A 16,837-nucleotide genomic window follows, 5' to 3' on the forward strand; every position below is an offset into this window, starting at 1 on the left:
GGTAGGGCACCGGCCGGCACAAGGGCGCGGCCGGTGCAAAACGCCCGCTGGTTACGTCATCTTCTTGAAGATCGTCACCCCGAGCAGGAACAGCACCACGGCGATGAGGATGGCCGCCCAGAACAGGAACTTGGCGATGCCGAACGCGCCGCCGGCGATGCCGCCAAAACCGAGCACGCCGGCGATGACGCCGATGATGGCAAAAATGATGGCCCACTTGATCATGCTGGCGGTGCTCCCGTACGGATGGTCGTGTGACGAAAGCCTGCCTCTGCCCGCGTCGAGCCAGCGTGAATGCGGGTTGCCGAATCAGACGTCGGCGTTCTGCGCCCAGCCCTCGCCCGTGCCGCGATGGAGGACCCCATCGGTGTCCAGCACGGTTCCGGCCGGGATGGTGTCTTGCCCGGCCAGGCGCGCATAGAGCGGCGCGAAGTCCGGCAGGGTGGCGTCGATCAACTGCTCGAAACTGTCGATCACGAAATACGTTTTTTGATAACTGTCGATGCGATAGCGGGTGCGCATCACGCGTTCCAGGTCGAAGCCGATCCGGTTCGGTGCCGGGCTTTCCAGGCAGTGGATGGATTCGCCCTTGGAACTGACGATGCCGGCGCCGTAGATGCGCAGCCCGTCCGCCTGTCGAATCAGCCCGAATTCCACCGTGTACCAGTACAGCCGCGCCAGCTGCATCAGTGCTTCCGGCCCAAAACCATGCGCCTTCACTCCGCCCTTGCCGTAGGCCTCCAGGTAGTCGGCGAACATCGGGTCCATCAGCAATGGCACGTGGCCGAACAGGTCGTGGAACAGGTCGGGTTCTTCGATGTAGTCGATCTGCTCCGGTTTGCGGATCCACCAGCTCACCGGGAAGCGGCGGTTGGCCAGATGGGTGAAGAAATCCAGTTCCGGCAGCAGCCCTTCCACGCCGACGATCCGCCAGCCGGTGGTTGCGGCCAGCGCGGCGTTCAACTCGCTGAATTTCGGGATGCGGTCGGGCGTCATCCCCATCGTGTCCTGCGCGCGCAGGAACGCATCGCAGGCGCGGCCGGGCAGGATCTCGCGCTGGCGCGCGTAGAGCTGCTGCCACACCGCATGATCGGTCGTGTCATAGCTGTCCCAGGGCTGCTCGACGGTGCCGGTGGCATACACGGGCACCGAGCCGCGATCGGTCTGGATGCTTTCAAGGCGGCGGGGCTGCGGCTGTGCGGACATGGCGGCGAAGGAAGTGGTGTTCTCCACAGGGTAGGCGCAACGCCGCGCAAGATGTCTGCAAAATTGCATGGCATCGCCAGAATGAAGCAATATTCCTTCTCTTTATCGGTGATTATCGGAACAAATGAGCGCCGTCACCCTGGATCGGATCGATCTGACCCTGCTCGCCGAGCTGCAGCGGGCGGGACGCCAGACCAACGCGGAGCTGGCCGAACGGGTGCACCTGTCGGCCTCGGCCTGCCTGCGGCGGGTGCAGCGGCTTGAGCGTGAGGGGGTGATCGTCGGCTACCGCGCCGAGGTCGATCCCGAGCGGCTGGGGTTGGGCCTGCAGGCGTTCGTGCGGGTGCAGTTGAAGAGCCACGACGCCGAGCGCATCGACAGCTTCGCCCGCCAGGTCAACGCCTGGCCGGAAGTGGTGGCCTGCCATGCCTTGACCGGCGACATGGACTACCTGCTGCACGTGGTGGTGCGCAACCTGGAGCACTTCTCGCGCTTCCTGCTGGACAAGCTGCTGGCGCAGGCGGAGGTGGACGACGTCAACTCCAGCTTCGTGCTGCGCACGGTCAAGCGCGCGCAGGCGCTGCCGCTGGAGGCGGACGCCGGCTGAGTTGGCGCGGCGCTACAGCTGCGCCTGCAGCGCCAGCAGGCCGCGGTCGCGGCCAATGGCTGCCGCCGCCACCAGCACATCGTCGCGGTAGTAGCGCGCCAGGCAGTCATGGGCGGCGGGATCGCCGTCCACTTCGATCCGGTTCCAACCGCTGCCGTGGCCGAGGTAGCGCAGGTCGGTGCCGTAGTGGTGGGTCCAGAAGAACGGGGGGTCATCGAACGCGCGATCGAAGCCCAGCATGTTGTCGGCCACGCACTGGCCCTGCCGCTGCGCGTGCACCCAATGTTCGACCCGCGCGCGCCCCTGCCCATGGGGATAACAGGCGACATCGCCTGCCGCGTACACGCCGTCTGCCGAGGTGCGCAGGCGATCATCGACCAGGATGCCGTTGTCCACCGCCAATCCTGCCGCTTGGGCCAGCGCGATGCGCGGCCTGACGCCCACCCCAACCAGCACCGCATCTGCCGTCACCTGGCTGCCGTCGGACAGGTGCAGGCGTTCTCCGTCGAAACGCAGCGCGTGCACGCCCAAGTGGAAGCGCACGCCATGCCCGCGGTGCAGGCCGGTGATGTGTTCGGCCAGTTGCGGTCCAAGGATGCGCTGCAGCGGCAGCGTTTCCGGGGCGATGACATGCACGGCAAGGCCGCGTTCGCGCAGCGCTGAAGCGGCTTCCATGCCGATGAAACCAGCGCCGATGACGGCGACCGATCGGGCATCGGCAATGCCGGCGAGTAGCGCATTGGCATCGGCCAGCGAGCGCAGGCTGAAGACGTTGGAACGGTCGAACCCGGGCAATGGAATGTGAATCGGTTCGGCGCCGGTGGCCAGCACCAGCGCATCGTAGATGAAGGTATCGCCGGCGCGCGTGGTGATTTGCTTCGCAGCCACATCCAGCGCGGTGGCTTCGCAATCCAGGCGCAGGTCGATGGCATGTGCTTGGTAGAACTCGGCAGGCTGCAGTGGAATCCAATCCGCTGCCGCAGTGCCGGCGAGGTAGTCCTTGGACAGATTGGGCCGGTCGCAGGGAGGATCCGCCTCCGCGCTGAGCATGGTCAGGCGCCCAGTGAACCCCAGCCCGCGCAGGCGTTCGGCGCAGGCAAACGCGGCTGCGCCGCCACCAACCAGCAGCACATGCCCGGGTGGATGCGCGGGTGCTGCGATCGCCGGCGTTGCATAGGCCGTGCTTTCGAGCGCGTGCACGAACACGCGATCCCCATCCCGCTCCACCGTCCAGCAGGCCAGAGGTGCGAAGGCCGGCGCTTTCAGCGCAGCTCCGGTGCGCAGGCTGAAGCAGGCGTGATGCCAGGGACAGGTAACGGTCTCGCCATCGACCCGCCCCTCCGCCAGCGGCCCGCCGTAATGCGTGCAGCTGCCAGACACCGCGTGCAGTTCGCCATCCAGGCGGCTCAACAGCACCGGCGTGCCGTCAACGTGCCCGGCCAGCATCCCGCCAACGGGAATGTCCGCCAGCAGGACGCCACGGCTGAAGTCGGGGCCGGAAACAGCGGTTGCCTGTCCCATGGTGCGTTCTCCTCGATGTCGCATTGCATCAAGCATGCTCCCCCCATTGATGCAGAATGCGTGAAGAGGTTCCCGGGAACCTTTTTTGTCCGGCGGCATCTGCCTGAGCAAGATCCCGACTTGGAACACGGACATGCTCAATCCTCTGCAAGACGTTTCGATGCAGCCGGTCACGCTGCAGGACACCTTCGATGAAGCGCGCCCCAGCCGGGCCGAGGCCGAGGCGGCGGTATGCACGCTCATTCGCTGGGCTGGCGACTCACCCGCGCGCGAGGGCCTGCGCGATACCCCGGCGCGGGTGGTGCGCGCTTACGAAGAATGGTTCGGCGGCTACGCCAGGAGTCCTGCCAAGATCCTCGGCCGCCGCTTCGAACGCACCGGCTATGACGATCTCGTATTGCTGCGTGACATACCGCTGCACTCGGTCTGCGAACACCATATGGCGCCGATCACCGGGGTGGCGCACGTGGCCTATCTACCGGGCGAACAGGTAGTGGGGTTGTCGAAGCTGGCGCGACTGGTGGACGCGTATGCGCGCCGGCTGCAGATCCAGGAGCGGCTGACCGTGGAGATTGCCGAGGCGCTGCAACGGGAACTGCAGCCACGTGGGGTCGCGGTGGTGATTCGCGCCAGTCACGGCTGCATGACCACGCGTGGCGTAAATGTACACGGCAGCGTGATGATCACCCGTCGGCTGCTTGGAGCGTTTGACCGCGAGCCGTGGCGCAGCGATATCCTCGCGGCGATGGCGGGCTGAGCCAACACGTAGATCCAGAACCAGGGGCAAGGTCATGACCACACAGCAGATGAGCGCCGCGCACGACTATGCGGCGCTGGACGACGCGGCGCTGGTGCGCTGCGTGCAGGCCGGCGAGCGCGGGGCATTCCGGCAGATCATGAAACGCTGCAACCAGCGCATGTTCCGGATGGTGCGCGGCGTGCTGCAGAACGACTCGGAAGCCGAAGACGTGGTGCAGGAGGCCTACGTCCATGCCTTCGAGAACATCAACGGCTTTCGCGGTGACGCGTCGCTGGCCACCTGGTTGACCCGGATCGCACTCAATGAAGCCTATGGCCGCCTGCGTCGGAGGCGCGAGACGATGACCATCGATCGGTTTGAAACCAGCGAAGCGGCGAGTGACAACGTGCTGAGTTTTCCCAATCGCAGCGGCGGCGACGATCCGGCGGACGTGGCGGCGCGCGCGCAGTTGCGGCACCTGCTGGAGCGCGCCGTCGACGGACTGCCGGAAGCATTCCGGATGGTGTATCTGCTGCGCGAGATCGAAGGGTGCACGGTGCAGGAAACCGCAACCGCGCTCGGCTTGCGCGTGGAAACCGTGAAGACCCGCCTGCATCGGGCGCGACGCCTGTTGCGCAATGCCATCAGCGACAGCATCGGCGCGGCGCGTGGCGACGCATTCCAGTTCCTGGGCGCCCGCTGCGAACGCATGACCGAGGCGGTGCTGATGCGCATCGGCCGCCATCCAGGCCCGGCGTGATCCGCTCAGCGCCGCGACATCAATCAGTCATCACAAGGGGAGCGTCATGTTGAAGTACGCATTGCTGGTGTTTTTCGTGGGCGCATTGGGTGGCCTGTTCATGGCCACGTTCGTGTTGCGCGGCAAGCTGGCGCCGTGGGTGGTTTCGCTGCTGCATGCCTTGCTCGGGGCCAGCGGGTTGATCCTGTTGTTCCTCGCCGTCCTCAATGCCGAAGGCGGCATGTTGGCGATGGTGGCATTGGGCGTCCTGGTGGTGACCGCGTTGTTCGGGTTCTATCTGGCCACCATGCACCTGCATCAGCGGGTGGCGCTGAAAAAAGTGGTGCTGACGCACGCGGGCTTTGCGGTGACCGGCGTGACCACGCTGATCATCGCCATCCTGATGTCATGAGCCATCCCCTGCATCCGGCGCTGGTGCATTTCCCGGTGGCGGCGTGGACGCTTGCCACGCTGGTGGACATCGGTGGCCTGGCTTGGCCTGACCCATTGCTATGGCAGTGCGGCGGTTTGCTGATGGGCGTGGGCTGTGCGGCCGGCCTGTTGGCGGCGGGGGCCGGATTCCTGGAGTTGATCAAGCTGCCACCGGCACATCCGGCGAGCCGGGATGCCATGCTGCACATGACCTTGGCGCTGCTGACGTGGTGTCTGTATGCCGGCAGTCTGCTGTTGCGCAGCGATGGGCTGCAGCTGTTGCCAGCCGGGCCTTGGGCGCGGCTCCTGAGCGGCGCGGGGCTGGTGACGCTGCTGGCCACCGGATGGATGGGCGGCAAGTTGGTGTATGGCCGTGGCGTGGGCGTCAGTGGTCGCGATTAATCCGCGCGGCAGTCCGGATCACGACGCAGTTTGTCCATCCAGCCGGTTTGCTGCGCGCAGCGCGCCTTGCGTTCGGCCTCGCGCTGCTGCGCGGCGCGCGCTTCCGCGGCCCGGTTTGCCTGTGCCACGCGCTGTGCAAGCAGTGCGGCCAGCTTCGCCTTGATCTGCGGCAATGCGGCCTGGGTGGCGCGTTCGCCTTCCAGGATCGCGCGGTTTTTCAATTCGAAATCGACAGCGCCGATGTCGTTTACCCGCGGGCGGATCACGATGTCGGCGCGCGCCAGTTCCTGTGCGCCCAGCTTCTGCCCCATGATGGTGATGCTGCGGTTGAGGTTGCCGAGCATGCTGGAAGGATCGGAGGCGCCGTTGGCCTTGCTGCTGATATCCACCGCGATCACGAAGTCGGTGCCCAGTTCGCGTGCGGCATCCACCGGCACCGGGCTGACCACGCCGCCATCGATGTAGTGGAACTTGCCGATGCTGACCGCCTCGAACACGCCGGGAATCGAGCTGGACGCGCGCACCGCCTGGCCGACGTTGCCGCGCACGAACACCGTGCGCTGGCCATCCTCCAGCCGCGTGGCAACGGCGGCAAAAGGCTTCTTCAATGTCTCGAAGGTGCGATTGCCGACCAGCTGGTTGACGTAATCCTGCAGTTTCTGGCCCTTCACCACGCCGCCGGAAAACAGGCTGACGTCGCGGATGCTGGACTCATCCAGCGCAAACGCCTTCTCCTGCAGCGCGTAGGCATCCATGCCGCTGGCGTACAGCGCGCCGACCACGCTGCCGGCGCTGGTGCCGGAGACCGCCACCGGCCTGATGCCGCTGGCTTCCAGCATCTTGATCACGCCGATATGGGCAAAGCCCTTGGCCGCGCCGCCGCCCAGCGCCAGCCCGACCCGGATGGGCGGCACGCTGGCGGCCACGGCAGGTGCAGGCGGAGCAATGGCCGGGGTGCTGGCGCAGGCGGCCAGCAGGATCGCGGACAGGGAAAGCAACGAGGCACGGAACATGGCGTGGAAGGTCGTCAGGCGAAGGCACAGCGAGACAGCGTACTGCGTCTTGCCGCAACCGCAGCGGAACCGCCCGCTTCCTGCCTGCGTGTCCAGCATCAGCGAATTGCGCATCCGGCAATGGCCACATGCAACACTGCCGCCTCGTGGCGGCAGTGTTCAGGCGCATCCGGCAGCAGCGATCAGAAGCGTGCTTCCACGCCCAGCGACAGGGTATTGGCGGTGATGTCCAGGCCGCCACCGTTGCCTTGGTTGTGGTCGTAATTGAGGCTCATGCCGAACTTGCGGCTGAAATCGTAACCCGCGCCGATTCCATAGTACGGCTTGGTCGAACTTTCACTGCCGCTGCCCAGGTTGGAATCGACCGACAGCTTGCCGCGGGCGATGCCGGCGCGAACCTGGACGAACAGGCCCAGGTTGGAGTCGGTGTAATACTGCTTGCCCACCACGCCGACGCCGAATGCGGAAAGCTTGGCGGCCACGTGATCCACGCCGTCGTCGTACAGGGTCTGGTCGTAGAAACGGCTGTAATGCCCTTCCACTGCGAAATTGGAATTGAACCAGTAGCCGCCGCGCAACGAATAGGCGGTGTCCTTGTCGCTTTCGCTGCCAATGCCGCTGGCCTTCAGGCGGACATCGCTGCTGCCGAGTTCGCCGCGCACGAACCCTTCGCCGGCAAACGCGGCAGAGGAGACGCCAGACAGTGCCAGCGCGCAGGCCAGGATCAAAATCCGTTTCATGGGGGATTCCTTGAGTGAGGTTGATGCCCCGCGGTTGCGGGGTTAATGCAATATTAATATTGGTGAAATCCCGCGACAAGGAGAGATTCAAAGGAAAGACAAGAAAGACAAGCGTCAGCAGCAAAGACAAAACAAAAGGAAAGACAAAGGACACCCACTATTTGCTTGGCCCGATCCATCCGAGCGGATTCACCCGCCACCATCCCGCGAGCGCAGTCATTTTCGTTGCAGATCTGCCGGAAGCTTTGGCAGCGCCCACGCGGCATTCTCCCTTGCGGGCGACGTGAGGGATTGGGCGGTCAAGTGGCGTTTGCCAGTTGCCGTACCAGCCCGATTCCCTTGATCCGTGCCCGGCGCATCCCGCACCGTCTGGTTGCCGTGGGCATCCCACGCGTACGTCCAGTTGCCGCCCGCTGCGTAAGCAGTCGTCAGCCGGTGCGGCCCCACGTAGCCCGTGCCGCCGCTGCCGCTGGTCGTCGTTGCCCCGCACCCCGCGCGGCCGCCATAGCCCATCGCCGTCGTGGCGCCCCGGAACAGCTTGGCGGGAAAAAGTGTCAGGGACAATTATTCCGGTTCGCTGAAGGTGTTGAATAATTGTCCCTGACACATTTTTCCTGCTTCCGTGGCGTCACTCTTGCCGCTTTCGAAACGGCAGCACCTTTCCGACCGTCTCGTTCACGTCCGGGCGATGCCACAGCACCGGCACGGCGTCGGGTGCGCGGGTTTCGAAGGTATCGAACCCGGCAGCGTTGCGGTCGCGTTCCAGTTCTTCTTCGATTTCCCAGCTGTACGGCTGGCGCTGCGGCTGCGGGTCGCTGCGGCGGAACAGGAAGGCGGCCACAATGCCGGCCACCGCGCCGCCCAGGTGCGACTCCCACGACACGCCAGCTTCGTGTGGCAAGACGGTGAGCAGCATGCCGCCATAAAACAGGAAAGCGATCATGCCGGCGGCGATCGCGGCGCGGTCGCGCCGCAGCAGGCCGAGCGAGAACACCAGGAAGCCCAGCCCGTGAGTCACGCCGCTGGCGCCGAGGTGATGCGAGCCGGGTTGGCCCAGCAGCCACGCGCCCAGCCCCGAACCAAGCCACAGCAGCGGCAGGGCGCGCAGGCTGGCGTTTGGATAGACGATGCCGGCCAGGATGCCCAGCAGCAGCAAGGCCGTGCTGTTGGCCAGGACATGTTCGAACGAACCGTGCAGCAGTGGGGCGCTGAGCAGGCCGAGCAGTCCTTCCAGCGAATGCGGGGTCACCGTCAACCAGGTCCAGTCGAAGCCTTGCTGGGCGGCGAAGCAGGCCCACAGCAGCAGTACGCCGCCCAGGCTGGCATTCAGCGCGCGCCGCACGCGGCCACGATCCGACTGCCGCTGCAATGGGGTGGAGGGGGGGGCGGGCATACGCCAGAAGTGGGGCGCGCGGTGCGGAATGCAAGCACCGACCCACGGCGTGCCGGCCGAGCGCGGCGCTGCGGCCATCTTCGGCGACAATGGCCGGTCTTTCATCCGTCTGTCTTCAAGGTCGCCTCCTCATGACCGAGCCTTTGCCCGTCGTCCGCCTCAAGAACGCCTGGAATTCCAGCCATCCGTGGATTTTCCAGCGCCTGGTCGAAAAACCCGCGCAGCGGCCCAAGCCGGGCAGCATTGTCGATGTGGTGGGGGTGGACAACGTGTTCATCGGCCGCGGCTTCTACAACGGCCATTCGCGGATCGCGCTGCGCATGCTGGAAAACGATCCCGACATCGTCGTGGACGCCGACTGGTTTGTCCGCAAGATCGGCGTGGCGGTGCAACTGCGCCGCGAGATCCTGAAGCTGGACGAGACCAGCAACGCGTGGCGCGTGTTCCACAGCGAAGGCGACGGCATCAGCGGGCTGGTGGTGGATCGCTACGACGACCTGCTGGTGGTCGGCTTCTTCAGTGCGGGCGCATGGCGGCATCGCGAATGGATTTTCAATGCGCTGCGCAGCCATTTCCCCGGCTGCCGTTTCCACAGCTTCGCCGACGAACACGTGCAGAAGCAGGAAAGCTTCGACTACAAGGACACGCTGGGCACCGAGCCCGCCACGATCACCGAATACGGCATCCGCTTCCGCGCCGATCCCGCCGGCGCGCACAAAACCGGTTTCTTCGCCGACCAGCGCGAGAATCGCGAATGGTTGTCGCGCCAATGCGAAGGCAAGCGCGTGCTCGACCTGTGCTGCAACACCGGCGGCTTTGCGGTGTATGCGGCGGCACGTGGCGCAAGCGAGGTAGTGGGGATTGACATCGACGCCGCGGTGATCGAGATCGCCAAGGAAAACGCCTACCTCAATCGCGTGAAGCCGCGCTTCGTGCAGGCCGATATCTTTCCGTGGCTGCGCGATGCGGCGGCCAGCGGCGAACGGTTCGACGTGGTGATCCTCGATCCGGCCAAGATGACCCGCGATCGCGAACAGGTCATCACCGCGCTGAAGAAATACCTCGACATGAACAAGCTGGCGCTGGCCACGGTGAAGCCGGGCGGTCTGTTCGCCACCTTCAGCTGCACCGGCCTGGTCAGCGAAGACCAGTTCCTCGACATGCTGCGCCGCGCCGCGTTCTACGCCGGCCGCACCGTGCAGGTGCTGAAAGTGGCCGGTGCCGGCCCCGACCATCCATGGCTGGCCCAGGTGCAGGAGTCGCGCTACCTGAAGGCCGTGTTCTGCCGCGTGCTGGACTGAGTCCGACGTACGCAAAATCGAACATTTAGCGTTGACGCAAGGACGCAAGCACAATATGTTGTGTCGCGTCGGTACCCGCTTGGGCGTACGCCCGGGTCGGGTTGAAAAGGGAATCCGGTGTGAATCCGGAACTGCCCCGCAGCGGTAAGTGGAAACGAACGGCTTCAAATGCACTGGGCCACGCGCCTGGGAAGCGAAGCCAATTAGGTGGGCGCGTCCGTTGGGCGTGCCGTGTCCACGAAGTCCGAAGACCTGCCGACACACCGGGAAACCGGTCGCAGCCGTTGCGACGGCGATGACCGAAGGTTCCGGTGCGGGTGGCCGCTTCCGCGGGGAAGCGTGTCGCGTACCGGGCCCAGGGTCCGGGCGCGCGCGTTTGTCGTGTGAGTGAACACCTCTTGGCCCTGCGCGCGGGAGCAGGCACTTGGTCAAGGAGCCGCCGATGGCGGCTTCCCTGCGGGGACTCACACATGTTGCAAACCATCCTCAAGCGCGACGGCCACGTCGAGCCGTTCACGCCATCCAAACTCAACCAGTGGGGCGAATGGGCGGCCACCACGCTGGGCGACGCCGTCGATTGGCCGTCCGCCGTGCTGGAAACGGTGTCGGCGCTGCCGGACACCGTCAGCTCGCGCGAACTTCAGCTGCAGCTGATCCGCACCTGCCTGAATTTCGATAGCTGGTCGTACAACCGCATGGCGGGGCGGCTGTACGCCACGCTGATCCGCAAGGATCTGTACCGCAACAATCGGCCGAGCGTGCAACAGCTGCATCGCAAGCTGCAGGCGCTGGGTTACATGGAAGTACTGGCGTATTCCGATGCCGAATACGCGCAGGCCGAAGCGCTGATCGACCACGAGCGCGATTTCGAATACGCGCACTACCAGCTGCACACCCATCTGACCAAATACGCGATTGCCGACCGGGTGAACGGCACGTATTTCGAGTCGCCGCAGTTCATCTACATGCGCATGGCGATGGCGCTGGCGGTGGACCAGCCGCGAGCCCGCCGCATGCGCGACCTCACCTGCTTCTACGAGCATCTGTCGAACAACCGGATCAACGCGCCCACGCCCAACCACGTCAACCTTGGCACGCCGCTGCGCGGCTATGCCAGCTGCTGCCTGTACACGGTGGACGACAACGCACGCTCGATCGCGGTGGGCAACCACATCGCCAACACCATGACCTACATGAGCGCCGGCATCGGCGCGCATATGCAGACGCGCTCGATCAACGACCCGGTGCGCGGTGGCGTGATCCGCCACCAGGGCAAGCTGCCGTACTACCGCGCGCTGGTGGCGGAAGTGAAGTCCAACCTGCAGAACGGTCGCGGCGGCGCCTGCACCACCTACTTTCCGATCTTCGATCCCGAAGTGGAAACCCTGCTGCGCCTGAAGAACCCGATGTCCACCGCCGACCGCAAGATCCGCGGCATGGATTATTCCTGGGGCGGCAACCGCTTCTTCGCGCGCAAGGTGGCGCGCAATGAACCGGTTTTCCTGTTCAACTGCCATACCGCGCCCGACTTGCAGGCGGCGCTGTACAGCGCCGACGAGGCGACGTTCGAAGCGCTGTACGCCCGCTACGAGCAGGACGAGCGCTTCGCCAAGACCTGGGTCAGCGCGCGCGAGCTGCTGGTCACCGCCAGCAACGAATGGAACGAAACCGGGCGCGTGTACGAGCACAACATCGCCGAGATGAATCGGCATACGCCGTTCAAGGACACGATCTACAGCTCCAACCTGTGTGCGGAAATCGCGTTGCCAACCGCGCCGTACAACCACATCACCGAACTGTATTGCGAACGCGACATTTCGTTCGTGGATATCGAACTGGCCGACGGCGCGCGACGCAGGCTGGATGGCGGAAAGCCCGTGGCGACGCAGCGCGGCCAGCAGTGGCCGGATGACCTGCTGGCCGGTGACGTGCTGGCCGGCGTGCCGATCAAACGCATCGTGCGGCGCTCCTCGCCCGAGGTGGCGACCTGCAACCTGGCCGGGATCGTGGTGTCCAACATCGAGTCGGACGCGCAATACGCGGAAGTCGCCTATTACGCGCTGTTGATGATCGACAAATGCATCCATCTGGCGCACTACGAGTTGCCGCAGGTGGGCGTGACCTCGCGCAACCGGTTGAATGCCGGCGTCGGCATCCTCGGGCTGGCGCATCTGATGGCCAGACGCGGCAAGCGTTACACCGACGTGGCCGGCAAGCAGTTCATCCACGAAGTGGCCGAACGCCACTATTACCACCTGCTGCGCGCCAGCCTGCAACTGGGCAAGGAGCTTGGCAACGCGCCGTGGATGCACAAGACCCGCTGGCCGGAAGGCTGGCTGCCGCTGGATACCTGCAACCGCAACGTGGACAAGATCGCCCCGTTTTCCAGCCGCTACGACTGGGAAGCGTTGCGCGCGCAGATCATCGACAACGGCGGCATCCGCAACTCGGTGCTGGTGGCGCACATGCCCACCGAAACCAGCGCCAATGCCTCGGGCACCACCAATGGCCTGTATCCCATCCGCGAACTCACCCTGATCAAGACCGACAACCATCGCGTCAATTACTGGGCCGCACCCGAGGGCGACACGCTTGCCGGGCACTACCAGTCGGCGTGGGACATCCCCGCCCGCGACATGACCGAGCTGTACGCCATCGTGCAGAAGTGGACCGACCAGGGCATCTCCGCCGACTTCTATCGGCGCGTGATCGGCGATGCCTGCATCGATTCGACCGAGCTGATCGAAAGCTATCTGTATCGCGTGAAGCTCGGGCTGAAGTCCAAGTACTACATGAACCAGAAGACCTCCAACGGGATGAAGGACATCGCGCACGCCGCCGTCGCCGCCCCCGAGACCGCCGACCAGGTCGCCGAATGCGACGCCTGCACCCTTTGAGAGCCAATGCCATGACCGACACCGTTTTCAACTACGCAAAGACCGACTACGCCAGGCCGCTGTTGTTGCTTGGGCAGCGACCCGGCCTGTTCGATACCGTCAACCGCCATTACCCGGAGATCTGGGCGCTGTACAAGGCGCAGAAGTCGCTGGACTGGGATGAAAACGAGTTCGACTACTCCTCGTGCAATGCCGAGTTCAAGTCCTGCTCGCGTTCGACCTACGACATGATGATCAAGACGCTGGCCTGGCAGTGGGAGGCCGACTCGGTGGCCTCGCGCGCGATCGCGCCGGTACTGGCCCCGTTCATCACCTCCAGCGAGCTGTGGGCGGCCTGGCAGCGCGTGTCCGACAACGAGGTGGTGCATGCGGCCACCTATTCGGAAATCGTGCGCAATTCGTTCGACGATCCGTCCACCATCCTCGATGAGATCCTGCGCGTGCAACAGGCGCACGACCGCCTGGGTGAAGTCGCGCGCGCGTTCGCTGCGGGCTACGAGGCGTCACACAACTACGCCATCGGCCAGCTTCCCAACGACCAGAGCACCTACAACGCGGTGTTCATGACCGTGATCGCGCTGTTCTGCATGGAGCGCATCCAGTTCCTGGCCAGCTTCGCGGTGACCTTCGCGATCTGCGACACGGGGCTGTTCCAGCCGATCGGCAAGGCGATCCAGAAAATCGCCCAGGACGAACTGGAGATTCATGCCGAGCTTGATCGCGCGGTGCTGCTCAACGAACTGCAGACCGAGCGCGGCCAGCGCGCATTTGCACAGTGCCGCGCGCAGATCGACGCAATGATCGACGAGGTCATCGACAGCGAGCTGCGCTGGATCGAGTACCTGTTTTCCGAGGGGCGTGAACTGGTGGGCATGAACGCCGAACGCCTGTCGGCGTGGACGCTGTATTGCGCCAAGGATGTGTATCAAACCCTGGGAATCACCACGACCAGGCACCCGCTGCCGGCGGCCAATCCGCTGAAGTTCATGGAGAAGTGGCTGAACATCTCGAAGACCCAGGCCTCGCCGCAGGAGCAGGACATCGCCGCCTACAAGGTGGGCGTGATGCGCCGCACGGACCAGGACGCGGTGTTCGACGACGACTTCTGACGCTCAACGACTCCTGACGCTCAACGACTTCTGACGCTCAACGACTCCTGGCGTTCAAACACCCCGCCCGCCATTCCCCGCATCAGGACATGCCCATGCAAGTGATCATCTACGGCAAGGACAACTGCATCAACTGCGACAAGACCAGGATGCTGTGCCAGATCCAGTCCATCGCGTTCCAGTACCTCAGCGTCGGCACCGACATCAGCGAGGACGAACTGCATCACAAGGTGGGCCACGCCGTGCGCAGCCTGCCGCAGATCTTCATCCAGCGCGAGGCCGGCACGACCCATGTGGGGGGCTACGAGGCGCTGCGCATCGCGCTGCGGTTGCCGCACTGAGGCGTGCATGGCGGGGCGGCGTGCAGCGCGGACGCGGCGGGGCGAAACGCCTACAATCGGCGTCGATTTTGACAACCCGCATCGGTTGCCGCGATGCCGGAGGAACCGCCGATGCACGACCTGCACCACCACCACGAACCGCACCGCAGCCAGCACAGTGGCTGGCTGCGCGCGGCCGTCCTGGGCGCCAACGACGGGCTGATTTCCACCGGCAGCCTGCTGCTTGGCATGGCCACCGCGCATGCCGCGCCGGCCACCATCCTGCTCAGCGGCGTGGCCGGGCTTGCCGCCGGCGCGCTGTCGATGGCGGCCGGGGAATACGTGTCGGTGCGTTCGCAGGTGGATGCCGAAGAGGCCGATGCGCGGATCGAGGCACGCGCGCTGCGCGAGCATCCCGAGGCGGAACTGAACGAGCTCACCCAGATTTATGTGAATCGCGGGCTGGATCGCGCGCTGGCCAGGCAGGTGGCCGAGCAGCTGACCGACCACGATGATCTTGGCAATCACCTGCGCGAAGAACTCGGGATCCATGATTTGCAGCGTGCCAAGCCCGTGCAGGCCGCGCTGGCGTCGGCGCTGGCGTTCACCAGTGGTGCGCTGCCGCCGGTGTTGCTGGCCTGGTTGTGGCGCGGACACGGCCTGGCCATCGCGATCGTGGTCAGCACGCTGGTGTTGTTGGCCGTGCTGGGCTACGTGGCCGAGCGGGTGGCCGGCGGCGGCGGGCTGAGGGGCGCCTGGCGCGTGCTGCTGTGGGGCAGCGTGGCACAGGCCGCCACCGCCTTGATCGGCTACGCCTTCGGGGTGTCCGTCGGCTGAGGTGTCGCAGGTTTTGCGATGGTCGCCGCTACACTGGGAAAATGGATACCAATACCCTGCTGTTGCTTGCCATCCTGCTGGCCGCGCTGGTGATCGTGGCGCTGTTGTTGTTGCGCAAGCCGGACCAGCGCGCGGAACAGGCGATCCGGGAGGAGCGCGACCGCCTGGTCGTTGAACTGGAAGGCGAGCGCAATGCGCGGCAGGCCGCGGCGGCCGCGGCCGCACGGCTGACCGAGCGCGTGCTCGCGCTGGAAAAGTCCGAACAGGAGTTGACCGGCGTTCGTGACGCCATGCGCCACGAACAAGCGGCTGCCAGTGAACTGCGGGCCACGGTGGCGGCGACGTCCACGGCATTGCAACAGACCGAGCAACGGCTTGGCCGCGCCGAAGCGGAGCGGGACGCGTTGCGGCAGGAACTGGAACAGCTGCGCCACGCGTATGCCGAAGAGAGCGCCAGGCTCAGCCACAGCGAGCGCAGCAACACCGAGATGCAGGCCTTTCTTGCCAATGCACAGGAACGGCTTTCCGGGGTGTTTGCAGACCTTGCAGGCAAGGCCTTCGACGAACGCACGCAGCAGGCGGCGCTGCAGTCGAAGGGTGATCTGGAAATGCTGCTGAAGCCGTTCTCCGACCAGCTGGCGGGATTTCGCCAGCGGGTCGATGTTCTGCACGGCGACGAGTCGCGCGAGCGGGCGACGCTGGTGGGCAAGATCGACGAATTGAAGACACTCAACCAGCACATGGCCCAGCGCGCGCATGAGCTCACCACTGCCCTGCGCGGCAATGCCAAGGTGCGTGGCGACTGGGGCGAATTGATGCTGGAAAGCGTCCTGCAAGGCTCGGGCTTGGTCGAGGGCGCGCACTACCAGCGCCAGAAATCCAGCACCACCGACGAGGGCGAGCGCCTGCAGCCGGACATCGTGGTCAACCTGCCGGACGATCGTCGCATCGTGGTGGACAGCAAGGTCAACCTGATCGCGTGGCAGGAAGCCATGAATGCCGCCACCCCGGCCGAACAGGAGGAGGCGCTGCGGCGGCATGCGGTGGGGCTGCGCCAGCACGTCAAGGACCTGGGCGAGAAGAACTACCCGAAGGCCATCGGCGAACGGGCCCTGGAAATCACCATCGCCTTCGTGCCGATCGAGGGCGCGCTGTCGGCGGCGCTCGGGTTCGACGCCGCCTTGCAGACCTTTGCGTTCGACCAGAAAGTCGTGTTTGCCTCGCCCAACACGCTGATGGCGCTCCTGCGCGTGGTGGATCGGCTGTGGACGCGCGACAAGATCCAGCGTGAGGCATCCGAAATTGCCAGGACCGGCGGCCTGGTGCTGGATTCGCTGACCAATTTCCTGGCCGATTTCGACAATGTCGGGCGTCGGCTGGATGAGGCGCGCACCGCGTTCAATGGCGCGCGCGGCAAATTGAGCGAATCCAACAACGCGCTGATTCCGCGTGCGCGCCGGCTGGTGCAGCTGGGTGCCAAGGGCAAGAAGGCCTTGCCCGCCGAACTGCAGGGAGATGCCGAGGACAGCGTGGGCGAGATGGCGGCGCTGCAGGCGCCTGCCGACGGCTGAACCCGTCGCG

17 protein-coding genes and 1 riboswitch are annotated in these 16,837 nt (G+C 65.2%); of the genes, 11 read left to right on the plus strand and 6 right to left on the minus strand.

Going from position 1 to position 16,837, the window contains the following annotated elements:
• Positions 1-51 precede the first annotated feature (51 nt).
• A complete protein-coding gene (locus LIW09_RS00075) occupies positions 52-225 on the minus strand; it encodes a DUF1328 family protein (protein ID WP_256645968.1) in 174 nt (57 codons plus the stop codon).
• An 84-nt stretch (positions 226-309) separates the two neighbouring features.
• Positions 310-1,206: a phenylalanine 4-monooxygenase gene (phhA, locus tag LIW09_RS00080; RefSeq protein ID WP_256645969.1), complete on the minus strand. Its 897-nt coding sequence runs from the start codon at positions 1,204-1,206 to the stop codon at positions 310-312.
• Positions 1,207-1,330: 124 nt separating this feature from the next.
• Between phhA and LIW09_RS00085 the strand changes: the two genes are divergently transcribed.
• Positions 1,331-1,813, plus strand: a complete 483-nt coding sequence (locus LIW09_RS00085; protein WP_256645970.1) for an Lrp/AsnC family transcriptional regulator — start codon at positions 1,331-1,333, stop codon at positions 1,811-1,813.
• Positions 1,814-1,825: 12 nt separating this feature from the next.
• Here LIW09_RS00085 and LIW09_RS00090 read toward each other — a convergent pair whose 3' ends face one another.
• Positions 1,826-3,334, minus strand: coding sequence for an FAD-dependent oxidoreductase (locus LIW09_RS00090; protein ID WP_256645971.1), 1,509 nt, complete (start codon positions 3,332-3,334; stop codon positions 1,826-1,828).
• 160 nt (positions 3,335-3,494) lie between these two features.
• On the opposite strand from LIW09_RS00090, the gene folE reads away from it, so the two are divergent.
• The 4 genes from folE to LIW09_RS00110 are packed head-to-tail and all read left to right on the plus strand — an operon-like array spanning position 3,495 to position 5,646.
• The gene (gene folE / locus LIW09_RS00095; protein WP_256647247.1) at positions 3,495-4,091 is read left to right on the plus strand and encodes a GTP cyclohydrolase I FolE; all 597 of its coding nucleotides are present in this window, start codon (positions 3,495-3,497) and stop codon (positions 4,089-4,091) included.
• Between the two features lie 34 nt (positions 4,092-4,125).
• Positions 4,126-4,833 (plus strand): RNA polymerase sigma factor, encoded by a 708-nt coding sequence (locus LIW09_RS00100; RefSeq protein WP_256645972.1) that lies wholly within the window; start codon positions 4,126-4,128, stop codon positions 4,831-4,833.
• Between the two features lie 46 nt (positions 4,834-4,879).
• A complete protein-coding gene (locus tag LIW09_RS00105) occupies positions 4,880-5,224 on the plus strand; it encodes a hypothetical protein (protein ID WP_256645973.1) in 345 nt (114 codons plus the stop codon).
• A complete protein-coding gene (locus LIW09_RS00110) occupies positions 5,221-5,646 on the plus strand; it encodes a DUF2231 domain-containing protein (RefSeq protein WP_256645974.1) in 426 nt (141 codons plus the stop codon). The genes LIW09_RS00105 and LIW09_RS00110 overlap by 4 nt, the downstream gene beginning before the upstream one ends.
• Here the strand turns inward: LIW09_RS00110 and LIW09_RS00115 are convergent.
• From LIW09_RS00115 to LIW09_RS00125, 3 genes are all read right to left on the minus strand, one after another.
• Complete coding sequence (locus LIW09_RS00115) at positions 5,643-6,659, minus strand: patatin-like phospholipase family protein (RefSeq protein ID WP_256647248.1); 1,017 nt, start codon at positions 6,657-6,659, stop codon at positions 5,643-5,645. The genes LIW09_RS00110 and LIW09_RS00115 overlap by 4 nt on opposite strands.
• A gap of 182 nt (positions 6,660-6,841) precedes the next feature.
• Positions 6,842-7,399, minus strand: a complete 558-nt coding sequence (locus LIW09_RS00120) for a porin family protein (protein ID WP_256645975.1) — start codon at positions 7,397-7,399, stop codon at positions 6,842-6,844.
• A gap of 628 nt (positions 7,400-8,027) precedes the next feature.
• Positions 8,028-8,792 carry a rhomboid family intramembrane serine protease gene (locus LIW09_RS00125; RefSeq protein WP_256645976.1) on the minus strand — a complete coding sequence of 255 codons (765 nt, stop codon included), beginning with the start codon at positions 8,790-8,792 and terminating at the stop codon, positions 8,028-8,030.
• 131 nt (positions 8,793-8,923) lie between these two features.
• Here LIW09_RS00125 and LIW09_RS00130 point away from each other — a divergent pair, with 131 nt between their 5' ends.
• The 6 genes from LIW09_RS00130 to LIW09_RS00155 all read left to right on the plus strand — a co-directional run bounded on the left by LIW09_RS00130 (position 8,924) and on the right by LIW09_RS00155 (position 16,827).
• Positions 8,924-10,093 carry a class I SAM-dependent rRNA methyltransferase gene (locus LIW09_RS00130; RefSeq protein ID WP_256645977.1) on the plus strand — a complete coding sequence of 390 codons (1,170 nt, stop codon included), beginning with the start codon at positions 8,924-8,926 and terminating at the stop codon, positions 10,091-10,093.
• A 52-nt stretch (positions 10,094-10,145) separates the two neighbouring features.
• Positions 10,146-10,367: riboswitch (cobalamin riboswitch) on the plus strand.
• Positions 10,368-10,563: 196 nt separating this feature from the next.
• Entirely contained in the window at positions 10,564-12,990 is a 2,427-nt protein-coding gene (locus LIW09_RS00135; RefSeq protein WP_256645978.1) for a ribonucleoside-diphosphate reductase subunit alpha, read from the plus strand.
• Positions 12,991-13,001: 11 nt separating this feature from the next.
• The gene (locus LIW09_RS00140; protein WP_256645979.1) at positions 13,002-14,099 is read left to right on the plus strand and encodes a ribonucleotide-diphosphate reductase subunit beta; all 1,098 of its coding nucleotides are present in this window, start codon (positions 13,002-13,004) and stop codon (positions 14,097-14,099) included.
• Positions 14,100-14,194: 95 nt separating this feature from the next.
• Positions 14,195-14,440, plus strand: coding sequence for a glutaredoxin domain-containing protein (locus LIW09_RS00145; RefSeq protein ID WP_256645980.1), 246 nt, complete (start codon positions 14,195-14,197; stop codon positions 14,438-14,440).
• A 111-nt stretch (positions 14,441-14,551) separates the two neighbouring features.
• Entirely contained in the window at positions 14,552-15,256 is a 705-nt protein-coding gene (locus tag LIW09_RS00150; protein ID WP_256645981.1) for a VIT1/CCC1 transporter family protein, read from the plus strand.
• 41 nt (positions 15,257-15,297) lie between these two features.
• Positions 15,298-16,827, plus strand: coding sequence for a DNA recombination protein RmuC (locus LIW09_RS00155; RefSeq protein ID WP_256645982.1), 1,530 nt, complete (start codon positions 15,298-15,300; stop codon positions 16,825-16,827).
• Positions 16,828-16,837 lie beyond the last annotated feature (10 nt).

It is taken from the genome of Thermomonas paludicola, from assembly GCF_024498955.1.
In the GTDB taxonomy this organism is placed as follows: Bacteria; Pseudomonadota; Gammaproteobacteria; order Xanthomonadales; family Xanthomonadaceae; genus Thermomonas; species Thermomonas paludicola.

Coding starts and splice junctions, on each gene's coding strand:
- LIW09_RS00075 (WP_256645968.1), bottom strand. CDS start 225: ATGATCAAGTGGGCCATCATTTTTGCCATCATCGGCGTCATCGCCGGC.
- phhA (WP_256645969.1), bottom strand. CDS start 1,206: ATGTCCGCACAGCCGCAGCCCCGCCGCCTTGAAAGCATCCAGACCGAT.
- LIW09_RS00085 (WP_256645970.1), top strand. CDS start 1,331: ATGAGCGCCGTCACCCTGGATCGGATCGATCTGACCCTGCTCGCCGAG.
- LIW09_RS00090 (WP_256645971.1), bottom strand. CDS start 3,334: ATGGGACAGGCAACCGCTGTTTCCGGCCCCGACTTCAGCCGTGGCGTC.
- folE (WP_256647247.1), top strand. CDS start 3,495: ATGCAGCCGGTCACGCTGCAGGACACCTTCGATGAAGCGCGCCCCAGC.
- LIW09_RS00100 (WP_256645972.1), top strand. CDS start 4,126: ATGACCACACAGCAGATGAGCGCCGCGCACGACTATGCGGCGCTGGAC.
- LIW09_RS00105 (WP_256645973.1), top strand. CDS start 4,880: ATGTTGAAGTACGCATTGCTGGTGTTTTTCGTGGGCGCATTGGGTGGC.
- LIW09_RS00110 (WP_256645974.1), top strand. CDS start 5,221: ATGAGCCATCCCCTGCATCCGGCGCTGGTGCATTTCCCGGTGGCGGCG.
- LIW09_RS00115 (WP_256647248.1), bottom strand. CDS start 6,659: ATGTTCCGTGCCTCGTTGCTTTCCCTGTCCGCGATCCTGCTGGCCGCC.
- LIW09_RS00120 (WP_256645975.1), bottom strand. CDS start 7,399: ATGAAACGGATTTTGATCCTGGCCTGCGCGCTGGCACTGTCTGGCGTC.
- LIW09_RS00125 (WP_256645976.1), bottom strand. CDS start 8,792: ATGCCCGCCCCCCCCTCCACCCCATTGCAGCGGCAGTCGGATCGTGGC.
- LIW09_RS00130 (WP_256645977.1), top strand. CDS start 8,924: ATGACCGAGCCTTTGCCCGTCGTCCGCCTCAAGAACGCCTGGAATTCC.
- LIW09_RS00135 (WP_256645978.1), top strand. CDS start 10,564: ATGTTGCAAACCATCCTCAAGCGCGACGGCCACGTCGAGCCGTTCACG.
- LIW09_RS00140 (WP_256645979.1), top strand. CDS start 13,002: ATGACCGACACCGTTTTCAACTACGCAAAGACCGACTACGCCAGGCCG.
- LIW09_RS00145 (WP_256645980.1), top strand. CDS start 14,195: ATGCAAGTGATCATCTACGGCAAGGACAACTGCATCAACTGCGACAAG.
- LIW09_RS00150 (WP_256645981.1), top strand. CDS start 14,552: ATGCACGACCTGCACCACCACCACGAACCGCACCGCAGCCAGCACAGT.
- LIW09_RS00155 (WP_256645982.1), top strand. CDS start 15,298: ATGGATACCAATACCCTGCTGTTGCTTGCCATCCTGCTGGCCGCGCTG.